This is a genomic window from Microbacterium sp. CBA3102 (assembly GCF_007954505.1).
In the GTDB taxonomy this organism is placed as follows: domain Bacteria; phylum Actinomycetota; class Actinomycetes; order Actinomycetales; family Microbacteriaceae; genus Microbacterium; species Microbacterium aurugineum.
On sequence record NZ_CP042412.1, the window covers coordinates 3,212,394 to 3,234,339 of the forward strand.

Genomic DNA, 21,946 nt, shown 5'->3' on the forward strand with positions numbered 1-21,946 from the left:
GAAAACTCTGGCATGCACGCCCGGTTTGATGAAGATGCTCAGGCCTCGCTCGCCCCCGCCTGGCCCAACCGATCGAACGTCGGAAACCATATCGGAGGGCACCGACGTCACGCCCGAGGTGACCAGCGGATGGATCCCCGCCCCTAAGCCCGACCGCCTACGCCACCCTCGCGACGGTCGCGGTCGCGACGTCTTAGATGCCCTGTACACGACCAGTGAAGAGGGACGGTGAATCATGATGCAAACGTGGCGGACGACAAACGAAGCCGATCAGCGCCGGAGAACTCGGTCGATCGGATCGCCGACCGCGAGCTGCGAGCGCATGTCGTGCGAGTGCCCAGCGGTAAGCTCGACGCGATGCCTCTCGACTCAGCCAAACGTGTGCGTGAGTATCTCCGCGTCTCGCTCGATCGTTCAGGCACGGGGAAGAGTCCTGATCAGCAGCACGATGAGATCGTCGCTGAGGCCCAGGGACGCGGATGGCAGGTTCATTCCTCCCCCTACCGTGATGACAACCGAAGTGCCAGCCGCTACGCGCGACGGCAGCGTGAGGGATTCGCCCAGCTGATTTCAGATCTTGAGGACGACACCTTCGACGCTGATCTCCTCGCGATATGGGAGTCGAGCCGCGGTTCCCGCCGCACTGGTGAGTGGATTGACCTCGTGGACCTCTGCCGTGAACGCGGCGTCAGCATCTGGGTCCTGACCCATAACCGCGTCTACGACCCAGCGAACGCTCGGGATCGCCGCAGCCTCCGCGAAGACGCCTCTGACGCCGAGTACGAGTCCGATAAGACCAGCGAAAGGCTGAGACGCGATATGCGTGCGGCGGCGAAACGCGGTCGCCCCCACGGTAAGAACGTTTACGGCTATCAACGGGTCTACTCTGTGACCTCAAACGGCACCAAGGTGTTGGACAAGATCATCGAGCACCCGGATCAAGCCTGGGTTGTCAAGGAAGCGGCAGCGATGGTGCTTGCTGGCCGCTCGTACTACGACATTGCAGCGACGTTCAATGAACGCGAGATCCCACCGCGACGGCCCGCGCGCTCTGAGCACCGACGGTCGCTTGGCTGGACCGCGCCCGCTGTTAAACAGATGTTGACCATGCCCGTGTACATGGGTCAGCGAGTGCACAACCCCCGCGAGGGCGAGGCTGCGACGTACGACGGCATCTGGCCCGCCTTGATCGACCCCAACGACTGGCAGCGCCTCCAGTCTGCGATGACATCACGTGGATTCAAGTCGAACAACTGGCCCGCTACCCATCTGCTGTCCGGGATCGCTCTGTGCGGAATCTGCGGCGCCCGGATGCGAGCCGGAAAACAGAATGCTGGCTCGTCAAAGGTCGACGAGGACGGCAACGTTATCCCCCGGCCTCGCTACTACGCCTATAACTGCATCGGCACGCCGGGACGACCGGGATTCCACGTCTCGATGCGCGAAGAACATCTCGACCTGCTGGTTACCGAGCTAGTCCTCGCTCGCCTCGAACGCCCTGACTTCCTCGCCACCCTTGGTGGACAAGACGAGGAAGTGGATGCCGAGCGGAGGTCGATCGTCGACGAGATTCGAGGCCATGAGCAATGGCTCGAACAAGTCGCGATGGAAGCCGAGCGGCGTCGGGATCTTCGCATGCTCACCGAACAGCGTGATCTCGTCGAACCGAAGATTGAGGCGGCGCAGAAGCGGCTTGAGTCGCTTGCCGGCGCTGACCCTCTCATCGTCGAACTCGTCCGATCCCGACAGATCAGAGAAACGTGGGCAGAGTGGACTGACAAGGGCGATATCGTGCGTCAGCGCCATGTCATTCGCGAGCTAATCGTGCCTCAGGTGCATCGCGTGCCGCCGGAAGCCGTCGGCAAACGCGGCCTCAATCCCGAGCGTGTGACGTTCGACTGGCGCTGACGACTAGACAGGTCTTCAGCCTGAGCCCTCAGAGCAGGTTGGCTTCACGAGCTCGCACGATCCAGTTCGTCGCGGTCCGTGCGTGCAGCCCGAAGGTTTCCGCCACTGCCTTAGCGGGCGGGTATCTGACGACACTGGCGAGGCGGTAGACCGTTGCCACATCAGCCACATCGACGCCCTGCCCTTTCCGGTGCGCGAGACGATCTCGGTGTTGCCGAAATTCAGGGGCAACAAAATCGACGACAGCGTCTGACAGCGCGCGTCCTTCGAGCTGGAACGTGCGCGGAAGCACCCACCGCAGGACGCTTAGCGGAGCTACCGCACGAAGCAGGGAACCGCTGACCTCGGCCCCTCGTCCAGCGGTCACTGTCACCTTATTTAGTCGGTAGCTTCCACTGGAACGCCCGAGGTGAGCTTCTATCTCGAGAACTGAACCATCACGCTCGTTAGCTTGCACCCCGGGGAGGTTCGCTAGCTCGCCCCAAGCTCTGACAGTCGCGGGTGCCCATACCCCCGGATACACAAGATGGCGATCGGCGCTGAGGTCGATACTCCATCCCCGGTCTTCGATGTCTGTCTCGGGTGTGATCGGCACGACGACCATCCTATCGATTCCCAGACTTGTCCGAGCTAGGCAACGCATGTAATGTATCAAACACAACAGAAGAACGAACCGGCGGAGCCATCTTCAACTTCCATCGTGGCCGGAACACTCAGTCCCGTCGCGGCGGCCTCTTCGGGACATAACCGTAAGGAGTGTTCCGTGGAGTCCACCGATTCAACGACACCAACGCCCGAAACTCTGCTGAGTGCCTTCTCTGTCGCTCAAGCTGAGGACATCACCGCTCGATCGAGCTTCGTTCTCCGCGCTGACATCCGCGCAGGCAAGCTGACCGCCTACAAATTTGGTGGCCTCTGGAGGATCCTCCCCTCGGATCTTGAGGCGTACCGCGCATCTCTGATCACTCCGTCGCGGAGCGCACGTTGAGCGCGGGCGTGCTGGAGCGGATTCAGAGTCCGACCATCTCGCACGACCCGGAGAGCATTCGCATCTGGGCTCGGGATCGAGCAGCGGCCGCTCCCCCGCTTTCGCAGCAGCAGTCGCTCCGGTTGCAGGGACTGTTCTCGGGAGGTCGTCACAAGTGACCGAGAAAGAAATCCGCCCCAGCGCGGAAAGCTCTGAGGCGGGAGAGACACTTGGCGGCGTCGCTTTCGATTCTACTGCTGAACAGGGACATTCGGTTAGCTACGGAAGCGCGCAATCATCGCGTACGACAACGCCGTCCCTTGAGACTCTCATCGGGCGCACCGTGGTGGACTACCTGAACTCCATTGCGGACGAGCCTGACCTAGCTCTGAGCGCGATCCGGGACGGAGTTCTTGCGCGCATCAATGCCGAGATTCAGCTAGAGAATATTGGGCGACAGTCCACATCGGCACCGAAGCTCCTCCCCCACCTCTGGCTGGACGAACTCTCTGTGGTGAACATCCTGCTTGCTCGATATCCGATTATCAAGGTCGACCTGACCAACGGTCACGGCAACGAGAAGCACGGCGTGCTAGCGATTTATGAGGACTCCGGCGACCTCAACGGAATCTACAACACCGACGAATCGCGTCTGAAGAAGCTAATTAGCGACCTCCGTCCGTCTTTCAAGAGCTCGGCGATCGAGTCTGCACTCAAACGCATGCACACCCATGCCCCCGTCCGGCGCCGCACGCTCGAAGCGCATTTGATACCAGTTGCAAACGGCGTTTTCGACCACGCGCGCCAGCGCCTACGCGAGTTCTCACAGGACTGGGTATTCCTCTCGAAAGTTCAATCTGCGTATGACGAACATGCAAAAAGCCCCCGCATAGCTCAGGCCGACGGGACCGAGTGGGAAGTCGAGGAGTGGTTCCAATCCCTATCTGACGACGAAGGAGTCTCCGAGCTTCTGTGGCAGGTCGCGAGCGCAGCTCTGCGGCCATTCGTCGGCTGGAAGAAATCTGCATTCCTCATCGGGCCCGCCGGAAACGGCGGAAAGGGAAGCTTCCTCAAGATGCTCAGCAACCTCGTTGGAGCGTCTGGGCACAGCGCAATCCCGCTGGCCGCCTTCGGTAACACCTTCAGCCTGGCCGCCCTGATGACGCGCAACGTCAATCTGGTCGACGAGAACGCAGTGGGAGTGTTCGCCACGAACCTCGACCCGTGGAAGGCATGCATCACCGGAGACATGATCAAGCTCGAGGAGAAGTACGAGCGTGCGGTCTACATGCGCTGGCTCGGCTTCGATATTCAGTGTTTGAACGAGACGAACCCCCGGGTCAAGGACAAGTCGCGGTCCATGCTGCGACGGATGCTCTTCGTTCCGATGGTCAAGAACTTTTCAGGGATGGAGAACACGGCAATTCGCGATGTATACCTCAAAGACCCTGAGGTGCTCGCTTACGTACTCAAGCGCGCGCTCCACATGACCCACACCGCGTTCGATGTCCCGCTCGTATCGCAGCAAGCGAGCGAGCGCTGGTTTAGCTCGAACAATAAGGTCGTCGGTTGGTGGATGGAACACAAGGACCAGTTCGCCTGGGACTTGCTCCCCTGGGCGTTCCTGTACGACGCGTATAAAGCGTGGCACTCGACGGTCGAGCCCAGCGGAATTGTCGAGGGACTCAATCAGTTCACGGAGTCGCTCCGAGAGCATCTCCGGGCCTCGGAAGAATGGATGCCCACTGCCACTTCGACGCGCCCCGGCGGCCGGATGGTGGAGCCAGAGCCCCTCATTGAGGAGTACAACCTCACGCGCTGGATGAATCCGACCTACACAGGCACCGACCCGCGGAGGCGCTGTGTGCCCGTGCTCAAGGCGAACTACAAGGGGTTGCTTCGTCGTGTGGTCTCGACCGCGCCGCTGGACGGGCAAGACGACTGATGCATGTATCCATCGAGTCCCGCCGAGAAGTCTCACCACGACCCGGCGGCGGCGTCCACCATTTGCGGGCGTCATCTCTCCCAAGCGGCACTGACGTGCATCTCGTCGCCGACGGCGATCGCAGCGATGCCTACGACGCGGTGTACTTGCGCGGACGGGAACGAGGCTGCTGTCAGACCGTGTCCTGCCCGCGGCCCGGCCGCGCCATCGCCCTGCGGGGTCTTTGCCCCGCAGGGCGCCAGGAGCACCCCTGCGCTTACTTGGGCGGGTGGTGTTTTCCCTCACGTCAGAAGAAAGGTGTAGCCCCATACACTTCTGACCCCGCTTCGCTCGTCAGAAGCTCCGGCGGCTTTCCCGAGGGGCTTCTCCTGTCGGTATCCGAAAACCAGGCGCCGTGGTCTGTTGCGTCGAGGACGGAACAGACCACAGACGAGGTCGAGAGGGGTGAAGCATGAGCTACACCATGACCTATGACGTGTCTCACAAGGTGGGGCGCGGCGGGCACGCGAAGACCTTCTTCAGGCACATCGCGCGAGACGCTGACCAGAGAGCCGGCTTTATCTTCCCCCAGTCGAATCCGAACATCGTCCCGGAGAGAACTGCTCTCAACATGACGATGGTCAACGACGGCTCGGGCAGTGTGAGGCGTCTTGAATCCGTCGATGGCCGGCCACCTTCGGACGAGCTCGATGACTACCTCAAGCAGCGCCTTGACTCAGTCGGGAGGGCTCTCCGGAAGGACGCCGTCTTGATTCGCGGCGTCGTCCTCCAGCTCGATCCCAAGTGGTTCGCCGAGCACGATGTCTCGTGGCGCGAGAAGGGGCCGAGCAAGGACTCCTACGCATACATGGGAACGGCGCTGGATTGGGTTGTCGCGGAGTTCGGCGCGGACAACATCGTGGGGTTTTCCGTGCACCTAGATGAACTGCATCCGGCCCTCCATGTGGCAGTCGTCCCCCTAACAAACGACGGACGGCTCTCCCAAAAGGACTTCTTCAAGGGGCCAGCCGATCTGAGGCGCCAACACAAAGAGCTTCGCGCTGTGATGGCCGAAGCCGGCTACGACGTGGAGCATCGAGTTACGGAACGCTCGAGAGAACATCTCAGTAGCAGCGAGTTTCAGAGAAGAGCAGATTGGCTCCGTGACGCCACCGGTGAGCTCGAGAAGGAACGGGAGGCGAGCGAATATATGCGTCGAAACTTGGCCGCCTGGGTTTCCGACCTCGATGATCGGGAGTCCGCCGTTCTCGAAAGGGAGCGAGAGCTGGCGGCTCGCAGGCTCGCAGCGGAGGATGCAGTCCGCGACGCGAATGAGACTCGACTCCAGGCGCAGCTTACTCAGCGAATGGCCGCGCGAGCGCGAGAAGATGCCGACGCGGAGAGCCAACGGATGCGGAACATCAATGCGCGCCTTGAGAGCGTCCCCGCGGACGTGGAACGGTGGCTGGACAAGGCGAAGGTTGGCGGTAAGCCACTTCGCGAGCTCTTTGACGCCGACATGGCAAAATCACGCAACACCCGGAGGGCGTTGCTCGAAAAGATAGAGAAAGACGCTCGACCAGAACTCAAAGGGTTCGATCGCGAGAGATAACCCGCTCGACGGCGGGTGGGCGGCTGGTGGCCGCGGGGTGACCACTATACGGTCAGCCCGCGGCCACCAGCCATTTTCTCTTGGATCTTCGCATCTCCTGGGCGTGAACTGGCCATACTATGGCCGGGAGACGGCCACCTCGCGGCCACGCTAGGTGGCGACCACGGCCTCCATTGGACCTGCTGTCCACATTATGGTCACGCGGTGGCCCACTCGTGGCCACTCGGGACGGCTGATCCAGAGCGATGAGTCCAGGATGACCGACTAAGAAACTCACCGCCGCCAGCCAACAGGTTGCACAGAGTGCAGGCGGATGCTTCCTGGATCCCTCGAGGCTTGAGGGCGAGTTGGCGCGGCCAGCTGACGGCCCACCTAAGACAGGCGGCTCTCCTCGCTCATCGGCGGGCAAGCCGGTACAAGACCGTGAGAACTGGGGCAACCGCCACGCTTATCAGCCGTGTCGGTGGTCGTGAATAGGGTACCAATGATGACTAATCCCAGCGCGCGTCTGCTGCACACACACCTGTCTGATCTCGCTAGGATCGGAACGCCCTCAGGCGGACAAAAGTGAGGGTGACCACCCGAGTCAACGCCGTCCCCCTCTGGAGAGTCTCGCCCGACGGGCTCGAGCCTGTGCACGCGCAAAGGTTCAGCGTTGAGACGGACCTTGAGGACATGGTCGAGTCTGCGCCCGACGTTCTCGGCGAAAAACTCCTAGTGATCGGGAGACAGGTCACGACACCGCTCGGCCGAGTGCTCGACCTACTAGCACTAGATGAGAACGCGTCGACGAAGGTCATCGAGCTCAAGAGGGACCGTGCGAAAGACGATGCGGTCGGCCAGCTTGTGGCGTACGGCGCATGGGCGGCGACGCTCGGTCGAGCTGAATTGGAGCGCATCTTCAGCGACTACAGCATGCAGAGACGAGCAGTCGCTGGGCCGCCGCCAGGCCTGAACGAAGCCTTCTTCGAAGTCTTCGGCGTGGCTCTGCCGCCAAGGGTGAATCAGACGCAGACGTTGACACTCGTAGCTCGGACAATCGACGCTGCGACGCTAGGCGCGGTCAGGTTCATGCGCGATAAAGATCTGCCGATGAGTGTGCACCTGGTAGGAAGCTACTCTGCGCGCGGCGAAACGTGGGTAACCTGCACCGAATGGATCGATCTCGACCCCGCGAGGGACAGACCGATCAGCTTGCGTGCCCAGTTTCAAGAACTCCACGTTGCGACAGTCGCTGCGGTCGAACAGGGTACAAGCCAACTCCTCGTGCAGCTCAGGAAGCAACAGCCACGACGAACCGGCCATGAGCGCCCGTTCTTTCGAAAAGGTACTCACGGCGACATCTTGTGCTTCGCCCTGTTGTACATGCCACGATTTACAACGGCATACGTTCCATATTCGCTACTCGACGCGCTCTACGACTGGTGGGTCGACGAGCAGGCTGCGCTCGGTGTCGAGAGAGTCAAGCCAGCACACAACTTTCCTCATCAGCTAGCAATCGCCATCGAGCTTGCGGGCGGCTGGCGCAAGGAGCGAAAGTACTGGGACGAGGACCCCTCTTTGGTCAATGAACGCCTTCGATTTCTCGTGAGGCAATGGATCTTGCCCTCACGAGGCCAACTACTGCGCGGCTATGCGCGCAATTAGAGCGTTGCTCGCGGGGGCGCGAATGACGGAGGTAGCCCGAGCGTAGCTCGGAGGATCACTCGAGCTACGGACTAGCTACGCTCGTAATATAGCCTGACCTGGTTTTTTTATACGTGTAGCTTTGTAGCCGTATATCTGTTAACCCTGTGAATGGAACAGATCATCAGCTCCCACCACCCGGTTCGCCAGAACGGGATGCACCGAGCTACATGGCTACATTGAACAGAAATACCAGTTCAGAAACGGATTCAGCCTTTCGCCGGTCCGCTACCCGGACGCTACCGCGGGCTACGACGGGCTAAACGGCGGTGTAGAGGCCTCGATCTCCCCCACGGCGTACCTGGCGGTGCCCAGGATCCACCTTGATGGCGCCCAGAAGCTCACCGGCGACCGCAAGACGGAGACGCTGGCCATGCTCGAGCACGCCTCGAGCGACGTCGCCTCGACCATCCGCGAGCACATCGTCGACCGGAAGGTCAGCAGCTCGCGCACCGCCGATCCCACCGATCCGACTCTGCTGGAGCCGTTTGCCTGAAACGTACCGATAGCATGACCACGAGAATCTGGTGTAGCTCTCTGCGGGCGAGCACCACCACCGCTCGAAAAGCGGTGCGAGGAAGTCAACGTGTTTGAAGGGCCCCACCTCGCTGGTATCGCTGACATCACGCATGCTGCTTTCCCGTTCCTCGACATTCGGACCATCCCCAAGGGCGTCGAGTTCGCGATGGAAGAGGCCTACTACCGACTGATGATCACCGGGAGAGTCTGGCGATTCGTTTGGAGCCCACCACTCACCGCTGGCCCACACGCTTCAGAATCGCACCCCTTTGCTCGACGCGGTGAAGACCCAGAATGGGCAATTGTGAACGTCGCCGAAGCTCTCATCGTTTCAAGCTCCGGTGGCTCGGCCCGAGATTTCGCGATCCGCACCTTCCGGGACCTCTCGGATTTGGCTCTCAGCGACTCAATCTGAACGAGCGTCCATCGCGCTTCATGCGGCAGGGATCTAGGGCCAGAGTCAACGACGTGGGTGGTGATGCTGATCCTCACGCTGCTCCGGCTACTGCCGGTTGGCTACTTCCGCGTCTTCCTGGGGAACGCGACGGTTTCACCCTCTTGGAGCTGAAGTTGCTCGCCTGTCGTCAGCGTGACCGCGGTGCCCGCCCTCGTGTGTTCGATCCGCTCGACCTCGCCGTCGACGGTGACCCGACCGAGGTCGGACGCATTGAGCGTCTCTGCCGTCTTGATGTTCACCTGCGCTGACGGAGGCCCTTCCGGCACGTCAGGGACGCATGTCCTGCAGCGCCGATATTGGCCGATGGTCGCGACTTCCTCGACGCTGACGTACGACGCCCGATAGTAGCTTCGATGAGTGTCGTCCCCAGGGCCGACCAGCGCCAGACCGTCCTCGTAGGTTTCGAGGATCTCGACCCCGCCGGACTGCTCGATTCGAGCATCACCTCGTACCTGATGCTGGATAGTCGGGCAATCCTCCCGATGCAGCACACCGGGAGGCTCGCTGGTGCGGTTCAGGATGAAGCGGACAGTCTCGGGCACGACGCCATCCTCTCGCAGTGGTGAGAGGATCACCCAGCAGCCAAGGGCTCGGCGCTAGAGTCTCACCATGCCGCTGCCAACCCGCGTATCGCTGGGCGTGCTGATCGTGACGACTGCTCAGGCGTTCCACATGATCGAGTCGAGCTGATCCCGGTGGAACTGGAGATAACCGTCACCCCGCGCGAGACGCTCGTTTGGGCGCCGAGTGCGCCGACTGGTCAGGAGTTGCGCCGGGCTCTGCTCGACGAAGGCTACCTGGTGCTCGACGCGGACCCGTTCGAGCTGACCAGTGCCGGTCTCATCCCGGAAGGCGAGCACCTCGAGTTCGATCCCGCCCGGATCTTCAATGTCGCGACAGGCCCCAACGCCAATGTGACTCTCCAGGCGCTGGTCGACTTCGGTCACACGCTCGTCTGGCACCGCTGGCAGACACGTCTTGCGCGGAAGGTGTGGGGGGTCAGTATCGCGATCCCACGCCGCGGCCGGCCGCGCGCCAGCGGTATCGAGCGAGCCACGCACTTCGGCACGACCGTACGCTGCAACGCAGGCCGTGGCCTGAAGATCTCCCGCGACACCTACGCGACCATCAACAAGCGTTCTTCGATGCCTCGCTGGTCCCGAGACGACAGCCCGGGGGCGTGGGACCGGATGAACCACTACTTCGATGATCCCGAGCACCGCATCCTCACCGACGAGTGGTGCGAAGCGCACCAGGCCGACGCGCTGGCGAACTTCGACATGAACATGGCCCATTTCGCTTCGCTCGACGCGGTCGAGTTCGAAGCCACTCTGCAGCTGGCGCTTGACGGCCACCCGGACATGGTCGAGGTGACAGATCTCACCGAATGGATTGGCGTGCCTGGGGTCTACATCATGGTGCTCGACGAGTACCGGCAGGTCTACGTCGGTGCGTCATCCGAGTCTGCGGGGATCGCCAAGCGCATTCGTCAGCACTGGACCAACCAGAAAGAGTTCGACCGGCTCATCTTCGGCAGCGTGGAGACATCGATCCTGTCGATCGACAGCTTCCGCGCCCTGGACACCACGCGCATCTTCGCCATGAGGACCACGGAGTACTTCGACGAGGAGATCTCTGTCCTCGCGCAGTTCCCGCCCAAGTTCGCGCTGAACCGCTTCATGGGCGGGAACGATGCCGTGCGCTTTGCCGGCTTGGTCGGCGTCGACGCCGTGATGCGCACGCGCGACCTCCCCGAGCCCACCGAGGGTGCCAACGAAGACGCCGCCATCACACAGAAGGGAAACACGTGACCGATCTCGACGACACCACCCGTCGCGCACGACTGCGTGATGAACAGTGCCGACACGCCCCAGAAGGCGAGCAGCGAGGTAACGCTCACATCACCCGCCGATTCGCGCTTCTCACCCTAGAAGACTATTGAGAATGTCCCGCAATCCGATTCCAACTATGTCGCTGATATCGGGCGCTCGTGGAAGAATTTTTGCATGGATTCAACGGATCGCAAGATTCTTTCTGAGCTCATCGGGTGACCGCTCGGACGTCACGTACGCGCGGTTCGGCGACGAGCTCACCGGCGACCTCGTCGTGCTCGCCGTACCGCACTCCGCCTACCCGAACATCCTCGAGCATTACCGGGAACGACTCCGCAGCAAAGTCGTGATCGACATCAGCAATCCGATCGATTTCTCCACGTACGACGAACTGGCGGTGCCGGCTGACTCCTCGACCGCGGCCCAGCTCGCCGAGCAACTCCCCGAAGGCACGGCAGTCGTTAAGGCGTTCAACGTCAACCTTGGCGACACCCTCACCACCGGCACGAACGGCACGACCCCCACGACAGTTCTGTTCGCCGGAGACTATGCCGAGGCGAAAATCGCGGTTGCGAACCTCATCGAGGCATCCGGGCTCCGGGCGGTCGACGTTGGCCCCCTCTCCCGCGCGAGGGAGCTCGAGGCGATGGGCTTCCTCCAAATCGTGCTCGCTGCGCTCGGGAAGACGCGCAATGAATCCGGTTTCGCTCTCTTGCCCTAATGAGCAGATCCAGCGACAACGCGGCGATGACGGCGTGACAGGGGGCAGCCGCCCATCATCAACCAGAACTCCTATTTTGGTTGGAAACGGGTAGCTACTGACGAATCCTGAGTTGCTGACCGGACAGCGCGATTACATGCTTCGCTCCGCGGCTGAGGAGATCCTCCCGCGGACGCTTTCTGGTCGTTGACGATGTATGACGCAGAGGGATCCGAGTACCGAATCCACTGAACAGGTTCGCCATCGGAGATCGCGACCGACCCGTGTACGGAGACGACGGCTCGCTGGAGATCCTGATCGCCGTGCTTCTGGCCGTGTGCGCCGAAACTCCCCGCCATAACAGGGTTTCGGAGAACGTTTGCGGCAGGCGTATTCACTCCTCAGCCTCGCACTCACCGCACACAATCGTTTTCGGCGGGCGCTAAGAGCGCAGCTTCGCTCGGCGCGCCCGGCCCCTTCGTTCCCGAGCGCTACAGTACGCGGGACATCACGAGCACGTCCGGCCGATCCGACCGTGGACTTGTCGTGAACCCCGCACGCTCATAGGTTCGTATCGCGGCGTCGTTGCCGACGATCACGTTTAGTCGCATTTCTGACGCACCGAGCGATCTCGCCCGGTCTATGGCACAGCCGACGAGCACGTGCGCGAGACCCTGCCCTCTGCGCATCGGATCGATGCAGACGCGACCTAGGCGAGCGGCCTCACCATCGATTGCCAGATCGAAATGTCCGAGCGCCTCGTCTGATTCGTCCTCGACAAGCGTCCATCCGCTGTGCCCCTCATCTTCCATCTCCGATAGCTGCACGGTGTCGAGGGGCCAACGAAGTCGGGGACCTGTGAACAAGTACAAGGCGTCTGAATCGGGGACCCAGCTGACAACTGCTTCACAGTCGCTCGGGGTCCGGCGGCGTAGGCGGAACATGAACACAGCTTATGGAGCAGACACCAAGCGCCGAAACCGTCTGCCGAATGGCAGTTCCGGGGAGCGTTAGCGGCGATGGCCGCGGTGCATACGGGTGGCTCTACCGAAAACGATCGTTTTCGGTGGGCCTCCGACCGCGAGCTTCTCATCAACGCTGACCCTGGTGAGACTGGACGTGAACACCCCTCGTGAGCCTCAACGCCGATCGTGGCCGGACAGTGATCGATCTTCAGGTCTGCGTCTCATCGATCGATCGCTCAGTGCGACGGTTCCGCGCCGAGCACCGTCAGGGGACCTTCCTCGGCGGTCGGGGGTTCGAAGTGGTCGAAGTAGTCTGCCGCGACGTCGTTGGAAAGCGCATAGTCGTCCGCGTGCTCGTGGCTCCGTGCCGCGAGTCGTCCCAGTGCGACTGCCCTTGGCGTCGCGAGATAGATCGTCTCAGGCACTACTCCAAGCGGGCGCAGCAAGTTCCGATAGATGAGACGGGCACGCTTGGACCAGAACGAGAAGTCGAGTACCACGTCTTGGTCAGCCGCGACGAGCGCGATGAGGCGGGCGCGGAGCTCCTGCTCGATCTCTTCATGCACATCGCTCGGCAGGGGCATCGTCCGGATGCCCCTGCGCCAGGCTTCCTGGTCGAATGAAAGACGAACCATGCCTTCCGCTTCCAGTCGCCTCGCAACGGTCGACTTTCCGGATCCCGCCGGCCCGCACATCAAAACAACTCTGATCATCACTCCGACGATAGCCCCGCCCGCTCTGGCAACGATCATTTACGGCAGACGCGAAGGTCAAACCGGGCGTAGTGAGGCAGCCGCTCCCCGCCACGTCTCGATGGCAACTCGTGTTTCAGGCGCGATGCACGATTCGCTAAACCAGGCTTCGAGATCCAAGTTCCCGTACATGTCGCGGAACGCGGATTCTGCGGTGTGGCCGAATCGGCCAAGGATTTGCTGTCGTTCTTCGACCTCAATAGATCGTTCGTGCAGCGCAGCCATCGCGTCCGCGTTCGTGAATGACTTGAGGTAGTCGGCGACGGCGGCATCGTCGGTGACGTCGACCGCCCGCAGGAGTACGGCGGCGACGAGGCCGGTTCGATCCCACCCTGCCGAGCAGTGGAAGAGGATCGCTCCATCATCGGCGTCAGCGATCGCGTTCAGTACAAGCGCGAGTCTGTCTGGAAGCGCCTGGAGGTGCGCGAGATAGTAGAGGGGCGTGCCCCACCGGCCATCCTCTTCATACTGCTTCCAGAAGTCCGTCTCATCGCTGCCGTCAAGATCTACGTGGATGCGCTTGACCGCCGGGGGGACTTGTCCCGTCGACTCATCTGGTCGACGAAGGTCGATCACGGTGCGTACTCCGTGGGCGTGAATTGCTTGCCACCCCTCCGAGTCGACTCGTTCCAGCCTCTCCGAGCGGATAAATACGCCCGAGGGTGTCACGGTTCCGTCTGTGCGCTCTAGACCGCCGAGGTCTCGCACATTGGCGAGACCATCGATGCGGAGCGTGGGTTTCATGTTTGCCAGCCTTGCCGAAAACCCTTGCCGAACCGGGGTTGTGGCAAACGTTAGCGGCAGTGATTCCCTGGCCCGAGGAGTGACAGCGCCGGAAACGATCGTTTTCGGCAGGTCCACTCCCACAACCTGTGCCCAGGCTGGCTCAGGCCGCGCCGTAAAAACACCCCGCCATTCTCTTGTTGTCTTTTGTAGAGTATGCGACTAGTATCTATGTTGTATTCAGAAACAAGGGGGGCAAGCGTGACCGAATCTGGTGCCGCTAGCCATGCATCCGCGTCCGAGGTTGCCTACCACCATTTGCGTGCCCAGATCTTGGATGGCGCGTTACTTGGGGGAAGCATGATCAGCGAGGGGATGGTGGCCAACGAGCTTGGTATGAGTCGCACTCCGGTGCGTGAGGCGTTCCTGCGACTGCAGGGCGAGGGGTGGTTGCGTTTGTACCCCAAGCGCGGTGCGTTCGTCGTTGAGGTGAGGCCACACGAACGCGAGGAGATCGTGCGGGCGCGCGTTCTCCTCGAGTCGGATGCCGTCTCCCGGGTCTCGGGCGATGCCGGCTGCGTTCCGAACTTGTCGAGCGACTGCAGACGATCCTCGGGGGGCAGCGTGATGCCGCTGCGCGGGAAGACCTTCACGGCTTCGCGGTCCTGGACGCGGACTTTCACGCTGCGGTCGTCGATGCCGGCGGAAACCGTCTGCTATCGGACTTTTTCGCGTCGTTGAGCGATCGGCAGAGGCGGATGACGGCGCGATCGCTGTGGAAGCGCGCGGACCGCCTCGAGGGGTCCTCGACGACCACACCGAGCTCGCGCGGCTGATCGATGGTGCGCATAGCGACGCATTCCGAATCGCGCTCGAATCTCACATCCGGCGTACACATCGGGAGCTGTTGCCATGAGTATCACGGACTCCCTCCCGATCCCGGATGCGGGTCCTCGGCACCGCATCCGCCCCTGGATGGCCGTGTGCGCGGCGCTCTTCGCGGTCGCGTGGGGTGGTAACGAATTCACCCCCCTGCTGGTGATGTACCGACAGGAGGACGAGATGACGCCTCTCGTGCTCGACGTTCTGCTCGGTGCGTACGTTCTCGGTATCGTGCCCGCTCTGATCCTCGGAGGCCCTCTCTCCGACCGATTCGGACGCCGGCCGTTCTTCCTTCCTGCTCCGCTCGTCGCTGTCGCTGGGAGCGTTCTGCTCGCGCTGGGCGCTTCATCGCCGACCGTGTTGTTCGCCGGGCGAGTTCTCTCGGGTGTGGCGCTGGGTTGGTTATGGCGGTGGGGACTGCCTGGGTGAAGGAGCTGTCGCAGGCGCCGTTCGACACCGGAGCCCGGAAGGGAGCGGCGCAGGGCGCGCGGCGCTCGCCCTCACAGCGGGCTTTGCCCTGGGCGCGGGGGTTGCTGCGGCGCTCGCGCAATTCGGGCCCGCACCGCAGCAGAGCCCATACTTCGTGCACATCGTGCTAGCCATCGCATCATTCTCGCTGCTGTGGCGGGTGCCGGAGAGTAGGCGGACAAGTGATGACGGTCGGCCGTTACTCGAGGACTTGAAGATTCCGTCCGCTGTGCATCGTCGCTTCCTTTTCGTCGTCGTGCCCATGGCGCCCTGGGTCTTCGGCACAGCGGCCAGTGCCTACGCGATACTGCCTGGCCTGATGATGTCGAAGGCTCCGGGCTTGGAGATCGCGATGAGCGGGCTCCTGTGTGTGATCGCACTAGGATGCGGCGTCGGCGCGCAGCGGCTTGCGGGCCGCTTCGATGACCCCGGCTCGGCCCGCGGTGTCGGCTTGGCGCTCGCAGTCACCGTCGTGGGGATGGTGCTGGCGGCCGTCGCGGTCGGTCTCGACTCGTTGGCGTGGGTCGTCGTCGCCGCTGCCGCGCTCGGGGCTGCGTATGGACTCTTGCTCGTTGGTGGTCTCCGCGAGATCCAGCGTATCGCCGGCCCCGACGATCTCGCGGGGCTCACGGCCGTGTACTACTCGCTGACCTACATCGGATTCTTCATCCCGGCCGTTCTTGCGCTAGTGGGTGCGTGGCTCCCGTACACGGTCATGTTCGTCATCGGCGCGGTTCTTGCGCTCATCAGTTTCAGCATCGTCGCTCTGAGCTGGCGCAGGCACCTTCCGTAGCGCGTCGCCGGGCATCGCCGTCCGATGGGACTGGCAGCGCGGTTGCTCCGGAGGCAGCCGCCAGGCTCCGAGCTGCTTGCGATCCCCGCGGGCCGGTCGCCGTCAAGGACGCCATGCAGTCGAGGTGCAGCGGGAGTGGCATGGTGACGTCTGCGCCCAGGGCGCCTGTGATCGTGAGCCGCCCCCTTCATTCGGTCCGGACGTTCTGTGAGTCGTCGGTTTCCATTTGATGGGTGCACTGTCGAGCGTACTCGGCTGGGGGTAGGTAGCCGAGCGAGGAGTGCCGGCGGTGGTGGTTGTACTCGTCCTTCCAGTCGCCGATGATGACCTGCGCGTGCAGCAGCGAGTAGAAGCTGTTGATGTTGAGGCACTCGTCGCGGATCCGGCTGTTGAACGACTCGACGTACCCGTTGCGCCACGGCGAGCCCGGAGGGATGTAGGACAGGCCGGTGCGGGTGCCGGCCCAGTCGGCCATCGCCTCGCTGATGAACTCCGGCCCGTTGTCCGACCTGAGCACCGCCGGGGCGCCCCGGGCGGCGACGAGGTCCTCGAGGTGGGCGGTGAGTCGGTCGGCGGTAATCGAGCGCTCCACGAGGCCGCCGATGCACTCCCGGGTGTGTTCGTCGACGATCGAGCAGATCTTGATCGGTCGGCCGTGCTCGTCGGCGTCGAACTGAAAGTCCACTGCCCACACCACGTTCGGCGCGTCCGCCGTCGGCGCGTCGACGGTCGAGGACCCGACGCGCTTGCGTCGACGCCGCTGCGGGACCCGGAGCCCTTCGTCACGCCACAGGCGTTGGATCTTCTTGTGGTTCACCACCCACCCCTCGGCGCGGGCGTCGTGATACGCCCGCCGGTACCTGATCATGCGCAGCAGTCGACCGCTAGTGTCCGACTTGAGTCGCGGCGTCGTGAGACCGTCTTGACGCTGAGGCGTGGCGAAGTTCCTAACATCGCCTGTCCGTTACCTGGGTCCCATAGGCAGTGGGGTGCTAACTAGCGTGTCACAGGAGGTACTCTTGCCGTCTCTTGCAGTACAGAACATAGTGAAAGCAGAAGCCGATGACGAACGATAGCAATGCATCGAGCCGTGAATACTCCGACACCGATGTTTCGACCAACGATTCCGAGGGAACGGTCAAGCCCGGGGGTCTGGGGGAAGACAACACCATCCCCGCGAACCCCGACGGGGTAGCCGCAGGCCTGTCCGACTCGCCTTCGCACTTCAACCCAGAAGAAGACGAAGCCGCCGACGGGGACGATTGACGCTGCCGACTATCGCCTACGACCGAAGCCTTCTCTCCTGTCCGCCAATCAAGCTCAACCCGTCTAGTGGTCGGAGTCGCTCGGGAGTCTTGGACAGCGCCAAGGGTCGGTAGCCCTGCTTACAACGTAAGCGGGGCTACCGTGGGCATACATCGGTCGGTCCTGCTGCACTCGCGGATAGGGTGCGTGCTTTGACCGGTGGGAGGGATGACGCGTCATGTCGAGAGAATCTAGCCGGGAGTCCAGAGGGTCAGCGGCCGGCCGCCTGAGCCGCGAACTCATTATCGAGACTGCTCTTGGCCAGATTGATCGCTCTGGTGCGCAGGGGCTCTCGATGCGTTCGCTCGCTCAGGAGTTGGGTGTGGAGGCGATGTCTCTTTACCGGTACGTGCACGGGCGTGAGGATCTGCTTGAGGGTGTGATCGCTCTGCTCCTCGGACAGTTGACATCGAACCTGGATGAGGAGTTCGCCGAGCATTGGCAAGGCTTTCTGCAGGATGTCGCCCATAAGATGCGTCAGATGGGGTTCCCGCAAGGGGCTGTCCCTTCACCGCGCGCCGGGCCGACAATGAAGCTCCAGACGAAAGGAGCAACATGCCTACCGGAGACGTTGAGACCTTCCACGAGGACGGCGCCTGGCACAACCGCGTGACCGGCGACAGCTCGACCACAGGCGGCCCGCACCGAACGAAAGAAGATGCGGTGACCGCTGGACGTGACCTCGCGAAGGAACGCCAGGTGGAGCACATCATCAAGAACGAGAACGGACAAATTGCCGAGCGCAACAGCTACGGCAACGACCCCCGAGACGTGAAGGGCTAAGCCATGCCCCTGCCGGTCGGGCTGCGGCCGCCGCTAGGCGTGGCGTTGGCCCGGCCGGCTGGAACGGTCCCGGCCGAGGATGCGCTACCGGGCGGCGCGCGGTATGAGCCGAAGTGGGATGGATTTCGGCTGCTGCTCGTCGTCGACGACGAGGACGTAACTCTGTGGTCCAGGCAGGGCAAGAACCTCACCCGCGCATTCCCAGAACTGGTCGCCGCGGCCGCGCAGCTGCCCAGCGGCGTCATCCTCGATGGCGAGGCCGTGGTGTGGTCGGACGACCGCCTGGACTTCGACGCCCTGTTGCGCCGTACCAACGGCAGTAGCAGCACCGTCGCGAAGCTCTCCCGTGCACAGCCGGCGTCGTATGTAGCCTTCGACATCCTCGCGATCGCGGATCGCGACGCACGCGCCCTACGTCTGGACGATCGGCGCGCGCTGCTCGAAGAGCTGGCGCGGGAATGGTCGCCGCCGCTGAACCTCTCCCCCGTCACCGCGGATGCGGCGGAAGCCGCCCAGTGGTTCGACACTCTCGTGGCGTCAGGGGTTGAAGGGCTCGTGGTCAAGGGCGGCGCGCAGCCCTACGTCGGCGGTGATCGAACGTGGGTGAATGTGAAACACCGTGACACGCTCGACGTCATCTGTGCCGCCGTGATCGGTGCGCGGGAGCGGCCCGAAGAACTCGTGATCGGTCTGCCGATAGACGGGGAGCTGCGGATAGTTGGACGTTCGACGACCCTCGCGACGAGCACCGCGCGGGAACTGGGTCGGTTGCTGCGGGAGCCTGCGGAGCCTCACCCGTGGCCGCAGGAGGTGAAGCCGGGGGCCCTTAGCCGGTTCAATCGGTCAGGAAGGGAGCCGGTACGGCTGACGCTCGTCCAACCGTTTGTCGTCGAGATAGCAGCAGACGTGGCTATGACGGGCCGGTCCTTCCGCCATGTCGTGCGCTTCCTGCGCGCTAGGCCGGACGTCCCTGTTGCCGAGGTCGAGGCTTCTCGCTGATTGAGGCGTCACCAAGTTTCAGGAGTCTGGCCCGACATCGGCAGTGCGGATCGTCGATCCGCTCTTCGCCTTTGCGCTTCGATGGTGGAACATCTAGCCCCTCGACCGGTGGGCCCGCCCCGACCGCTGGGCTGAGCACTGCCGCCTTAATCGGGCACGGACCCCACGTCGACGACTGAGCCGGGAGCGGCGCTGCCGAATGTGCCGGCCGGAGCTTCGAGGATCGCGTCTACGGGCCCCGGGGAGGCTTCGTGGGGACATGGCGCGATCGAGCACGGTTGCAGCGTAGCGATCCCCGCCACGCGCCCGTCGCGGATCCACACGACGTCGAGCGGCACGCGGGTTGAGTCGCCCCGGTGTGTCCGGAGGCAGAATTCCTTGGAAGGATCTGTCTCATGGCACGTCCCAGCAAATACCCGCGCGAGCTTCGTGAGCGCGCTGTCCGTATGGTCGCCGAGGTGCGGTCCGAGTATCCGAGCGAGTACGCGGCGATCACCGCGGTCGCGGGCATGCTGGGGATCGGATCGCCCGAAACGATCCGCACCTGGATTCGCCGGGTCCAGGTCGATGGCGGGCAGCGGCCCGGTGTCACGAGCGACGCGCAGGCAGAGATCAAGAAGCTGAAGCGCGAGAACGCTGAGTTGCGGCGTGCGAACGAGATATTGAAGGCGGCCTCGGCTTTCTTCGCGGCCGAACTCGACCGGCCACACCTGCGATAGTCGCCTTCATCGACGAGCACAAGGATCGCACCGATGGTGGGCTCCGGTGGGGTGTCGAGTCGATCTGTGCCATGCTCACCCAGCACGGTTGCAAGGTCGCCCCATCGAGCTACTACGACACCCGGAGCCGGGAGCCGTCGGCGCGGGAGGTGTCGGACGAGCGGTGGAAGCCGATCATCCTGGCCACGTGGCGCAAGCAACGGCGGCTGCTCGGCGCTCGAAAGCTCTGGTTGCGGTTGCGACGTGAGGGGCATGACATCGCCCGCCGCACGGTCGAGCGGCTCATGCGGGAGCTCGGGATCGCTGGTGTCGTCCGTGGGCGGCGCAAGAACCCGGTCGACGCGGATCCGAGGGAAAGCAGGCCGGCCGACCTCGTCGACCGGCACTTCGCCCGGTTCCGCACGAATCAGCTCTGGGTGGCCGACTTCACCTACGTGTGGACGTGGTCGGGGTGGGTGTACGTCGCGTTCGTGTTCGACGCGCACTCCCGTCGCATCCTCGGCTGGCGGGCCGCGACGAGCATGACGACCCCGTTGGTGCTGGACTGCCTCGAGATGGCGCTCTGGACTCGGCGGCGCGAAGGCGCCACCGGCTTCGCCGGACTCACGCATCACACCGATGCCGGGTCGGTCTACACATCGATTTCGTTCACCGACCGGCTCATCGACGAGGGCATCGACCCGTCCGTCGGGTCCGTCGGTGATGCGTACGATAACGCCCTCGCGGAGTCCCAGATCGGGCTCTACAAGTCCGAACTCATCCACCACGAAGGCCCGTGGCGCGACGTCGATCAGGTCGAGGTCGCGACCGCCGGCTGGGTGCAGTGGTTCAACACCGACCGAATCCACGGCTCGATCGACGGCCTCACCCCGCTCGAGGCCGAGCAGTTCAGCTACGCTCTGACCGAACCCCTCGAACGAGCGGGCTGACACCAGAAACCAGCCCTCCGGACACGCCGGGGCGACTCATCTCGATGAAGTGCTCGAAGCTCCGACAGGATGACCGCCGCCGGCATTGGTCGGTGCTCGGAGGCCTGCCGGGAGCGTCGGCATCACGAGGACGGACGGCTCATGCCAGGAGAACCTCGTGAGCCGAGCGAGTAGCCCTCTCAGAACGTCGAGTTCCCCAGAATCGTGGCTCGGAGAGGGCTCGTCACACGGAATGTGACATCGCCTCATTGCGTTTGGCGCAGCGCCCCAGACGCCCCGCGCGTAGCCCCAGCTACCACACAGACATTACCACTGGGTGTCCCCCAAACGGAGGACATCACGGGCCGGCGCGACCCGATGTAGTGCGCGGGCATCAGCGATTGATTCACCCCCAGAAACGGTTTCACCGCAACGCGGTCTCGATGTGCCAACGGAGATCTTCCACGACGTCTGCGGCGAACCATGGGTTCCTCGCGTGCCAACGAAAGTTGAGCGGCGACGGGTGCACTAGAGGGAACAGCTCAGGAAGAAACTGCTGATAATTCCGTACCGTCGCGGTCAGCGTCGCGGTCTTCGCAATCGGCAAGTACGCCTGCTGTGCGTAGCGTCCGATCAACAAAGTCAGACGAATATCAGGCATCAACGCGAAGAGCGGCGGATGCCACCTGGCCGCGAAGCCTCGACGCGGCGGCGCATCTCCCGACCCGCTGCGACCGGGGCCGGGGTAGTAGAAGTCCATCGGCAAGAGAGCGAAATTGTCCGGGTCTCGGAACTGTCCTTCGGTGACACCAAGCCACTGCATGAGGGTGGCACCACTGGCGTCGTCCCACGGCACCCCGCTTGCCTGCGCGCGGCGTCCCGGCGCCTGGCCAATGACGGCCACGCGCGCAGCGGCACCCACCGTGTAAATGGGGTCCATGCCCTGCTCTCGCAGCGCGTTGTTGGTGGAATCGTGTATCAGCTCATCATGGATGAGCGCGAGAGGATCAAGTGCACCGTACTGCGGAGTTCCCACGATCCGTA

Annotated in this window: 23 protein-coding genes and 2 pseudogenes; 18 read left to right on the forward strand and 7 right to left on the reverse strand. The window is 63.1% G+C overall.

Features of this window, described 5'->3' with window-relative positions; genetic code table 11:
- The first annotated feature begins 246 nt into the window (after nucleotides 1-246).
- A complete protein-coding gene (locus tag FGL91_RS15430; protein WP_153244249.1) occupies nucleotides 247-1,908 on the forward strand; it encodes a recombinase family protein in 1,662 nt (553 codons plus the stop codon).
- Nucleotides 1,909-1,936: 28 nt separating this feature from the next.
- On the opposite strand, the gene FGL91_RS15435 is transcribed toward FGL91_RS15430, so the two are convergent.
- Entirely contained in the window at nucleotides 1,937-2,200 is a 264-nt protein-coding gene (locus tag FGL91_RS15435; protein WP_153244250.1) for a hypothetical protein, read from the reverse strand.
- A gap of 471 nt (nucleotides 2,201-2,671) precedes the next feature.
- On the opposite strand from FGL91_RS15435, the gene FGL91_RS15440 reads away from it, so the two are divergent.
- The 6 genes from FGL91_RS15440 to FGL91_RS15465 all read left to right on the forward strand — a co-directional run bounded on the left by FGL91_RS15440 (nucleotide 2,672) and on the right by FGL91_RS15465 (nucleotide 9,031).
- Nucleotides 2,672-2,896, forward strand: coding sequence for a helix-turn-helix domain-containing protein (locus FGL91_RS15440; RefSeq protein ID WP_153244251.1), 225 nt, complete (start codon nucleotides 2,672-2,674; stop codon nucleotides 2,894-2,896).
- 322 nt (nucleotides 2,897-3,218) lie between these two features.
- On the forward strand, nucleotides 3,219-4,820 hold the full coding sequence (locus FGL91_RS15445; RefSeq protein ID WP_194239244.1) for a phage/plasmid primase, P4 family: 1,602 nt from the start codon (nucleotides 3,219-3,221) through the stop codon (nucleotides 4,818-4,820).
- 451 nt (nucleotides 4,821-5,271) lie between these two features.
- Nucleotides 5,272-6,411: a plasmid recombination protein gene (locus FGL91_RS15450; RefSeq protein ID WP_153244253.1), complete on the forward strand. Its 1,140-nt coding sequence runs from the start codon at nucleotides 5,272-5,274 to the stop codon at nucleotides 6,409-6,411.
- A 573-nt stretch (nucleotides 6,412-6,984) separates the two neighbouring features.
- Nucleotides 6,985-8,058 (forward strand): endonuclease NucS domain-containing protein, encoded by a 1,074-nt coding sequence (locus tag FGL91_RS15455; protein ID WP_153244254.1) that lies wholly within the window; start codon nucleotides 6,985-6,987, stop codon nucleotides 8,056-8,058.
- Nucleotides 8,059-8,404: 346 nt separating this feature from the next.
- On the forward strand, nucleotides 8,405-8,593 hold the full coding sequence (locus FGL91_RS15460) for a hypothetical protein (RefSeq protein ID WP_153244255.1): 189 nt from the start codon (nucleotides 8,405-8,407) through the stop codon (nucleotides 8,591-8,593).
- Between the two features lie 90 nt (nucleotides 8,594-8,683).
- On the forward strand, nucleotides 8,684-9,031 hold the full coding sequence (locus FGL91_RS15465; RefSeq protein ID WP_153244256.1) for a hypothetical protein: 348 nt from the start codon (nucleotides 8,684-8,686) through the stop codon (nucleotides 9,029-9,031).
- Between the two features lie 101 nt (nucleotides 9,032-9,132).
- Here the strand turns inward: FGL91_RS15465 and FGL91_RS15470 are convergent, their stop codons facing one another.
- Nucleotides 9,133-9,615 (reverse strand): hypothetical protein, encoded by a 483-nt coding sequence (locus FGL91_RS15470; protein WP_153244257.1) that lies wholly within the window; start codon nucleotides 9,613-9,615, stop codon nucleotides 9,133-9,135.
- A gap of 153 nt (nucleotides 9,616-9,768) precedes the next feature.
- Here FGL91_RS15470 and FGL91_RS15475 point away from each other — a divergent pair, with 153 nt between their 5' ends.
- Nucleotides 9,769-10,884 carry a hypothetical protein gene (locus FGL91_RS15475; RefSeq protein WP_153244258.1) on the forward strand — a complete coding sequence of 372 codons (1,116 nt, stop codon included), beginning with the start codon at nucleotides 9,769-9,771 and terminating at the stop codon, nucleotides 10,882-10,884.
- Nucleotides 10,885-11,017: 133 nt separating this feature from the next.
- Nucleotides 11,018-11,626, forward strand: coding sequence for an NADPH-dependent F420 reductase (locus FGL91_RS18960; protein WP_194239245.1), 609 nt, complete (start codon nucleotides 11,018-11,020; stop codon nucleotides 11,624-11,626).
- 470 nt (nucleotides 11,627-12,096) lie between these two features.
- Here the strand turns inward: FGL91_RS18960 and FGL91_RS19415 are convergent, their stop codons facing one another.
- The 3 genes from FGL91_RS19415 to FGL91_RS15495 form a co-directional block, all read right to left on the reverse strand.
- Entirely contained in the window at nucleotides 12,097-12,549 is a 453-nt protein-coding gene (locus tag FGL91_RS19415; protein WP_153244260.1) for a GNAT family N-acetyltransferase, read from the reverse strand.
- Nucleotides 12,550-12,806: 257 nt separating this feature from the next.
- Nucleotides 12,807-13,322 carry an AAA family ATPase gene (locus FGL91_RS15490; RefSeq protein ID WP_227991645.1) on the reverse strand — a complete coding sequence of 172 codons (516 nt, stop codon included), beginning with the start codon at nucleotides 13,320-13,322 and terminating at the stop codon, nucleotides 12,807-12,809.
- 18 nt (nucleotides 13,323-13,340) lie between these two features.
- Nucleotides 13,341-14,066, reverse strand: coding sequence for a tyrosine-protein phosphatase (locus FGL91_RS15495; RefSeq protein WP_153244261.1), 726 nt, complete (start codon nucleotides 14,064-14,066; stop codon nucleotides 13,341-13,343).
- Between the two features lie 210 nt (nucleotides 14,067-14,276).
- On the opposite strand from FGL91_RS15495, the pseudogene FGL91_RS19420 reads away from it, so the two are divergent.
- From FGL91_RS19420 to FGL91_RS19150, 4 genes and pseudogenes are all read left to right on the forward strand, one after another.
- Nucleotides 14,277-14,516 (forward strand): annotated as a pseudogene (locus FGL91_RS19420) (GntR family transcriptional regulator); the annotation flags it as partial.
- A gap of 137 nt (nucleotides 14,517-14,653) precedes the next feature.
- Complete coding sequence (locus FGL91_RS19425; RefSeq protein ID WP_416202668.1) at nucleotides 14,654-14,881, forward strand: FCD domain-containing protein; 228 nt, start codon at nucleotides 14,654-14,656, stop codon at nucleotides 14,879-14,881.
- A gap of 76 nt (nucleotides 14,882-14,957) precedes the next feature.
- Complete coding sequence (locus FGL91_RS19145; RefSeq protein ID WP_227991646.1) at nucleotides 14,958-15,356, forward strand: MFS transporter; 399 nt, start codon at nucleotides 14,958-14,960, stop codon at nucleotides 15,354-15,356.
- 250 nt (nucleotides 15,357-15,606) lie between these two features.
- Nucleotides 15,607-16,188: a hypothetical protein gene (locus FGL91_RS19150; protein ID WP_227991648.1), complete on the forward strand. Its 582-nt coding sequence runs from the start codon at nucleotides 15,607-15,609 to the stop codon at nucleotides 16,186-16,188.
- 187 nt (nucleotides 16,189-16,375) lie between these two features.
- Here the strand turns inward: FGL91_RS19150 and FGL91_RS15510 are convergent.
- Nucleotides 16,376-17,047 (reverse strand): annotated as a pseudogene (locus FGL91_RS15510) (IS3 family transposase); the annotation flags it as partial.
- Nucleotides 17,048-17,250: 203 nt separating this feature from the next.
- Between FGL91_RS15510 and FGL91_RS15515 the strand changes: the two are divergent.
- The 5 genes from FGL91_RS15515 to FGL91_RS15540 all read left to right on the forward strand — a co-directional run bounded on the left by FGL91_RS15515 (nucleotide 17,251) and on the right by FGL91_RS15540 (nucleotide 20,923).
- A complete protein-coding gene (locus tag FGL91_RS15515) occupies nucleotides 17,251-17,454 on the forward strand; it encodes a hypothetical protein (protein ID WP_153244263.1) in 204 nt (67 codons plus the stop codon).
- A gap of 334 nt (nucleotides 17,455-17,788) precedes the next feature.
- Nucleotides 17,789-18,106: a TetR/AcrR family transcriptional regulator gene (locus tag FGL91_RS15520; RefSeq protein WP_265491530.1), complete on the forward strand. Its 318-nt coding sequence runs from the start codon at nucleotides 17,789-17,791 to the stop codon at nucleotides 18,104-18,106.
- On the forward strand, nucleotides 18,049-18,276 hold the full coding sequence (locus tag FGL91_RS15525) for a DUF2188 domain-containing protein (RefSeq protein WP_153244265.1): 228 nt from the start codon (nucleotides 18,049-18,051) through the stop codon (nucleotides 18,274-18,276). Before FGL91_RS15520 ends, FGL91_RS15525 begins: the two co-directional genes overlap by 58 nt.
- Nucleotides 18,277-18,279: 3 nt before the next feature.
- Complete coding sequence (locus tag FGL91_RS15530; RefSeq protein ID WP_153244266.1) at nucleotides 18,280-19,275, forward strand: ATP-dependent DNA ligase; 996 nt, start codon at nucleotides 18,280-18,282, stop codon at nucleotides 19,273-19,275.
- Between the two features lie 395 nt (nucleotides 19,276-19,670).
- A protein-coding gene (locus FGL91_RS15540) for an IS3 family transposase (protein ID WP_153244267.1) occupies nucleotides 19,671-20,923 on the forward strand; the annotation gives its coding sequence in 2 pieces (ribosomal slippage) (nucleotides 19,671-19,953 and nucleotides 19,953-20,923; 1,254 coding nt in all).
- 403 nt (nucleotides 20,924-21,326) lie between these two features.
- Here FGL91_RS15540 and FGL91_RS15545 read toward each other — a convergent pair.
- A complete protein-coding gene (locus FGL91_RS15545) occupies nucleotides 21,327-21,938 on the reverse strand; it encodes a uracil-DNA glycosylase family protein (protein ID WP_054682934.1) in 612 nt (203 codons plus the stop codon).
- Between the last annotated feature and the right edge of the window lie 8 nt (nucleotides 21,939-21,946).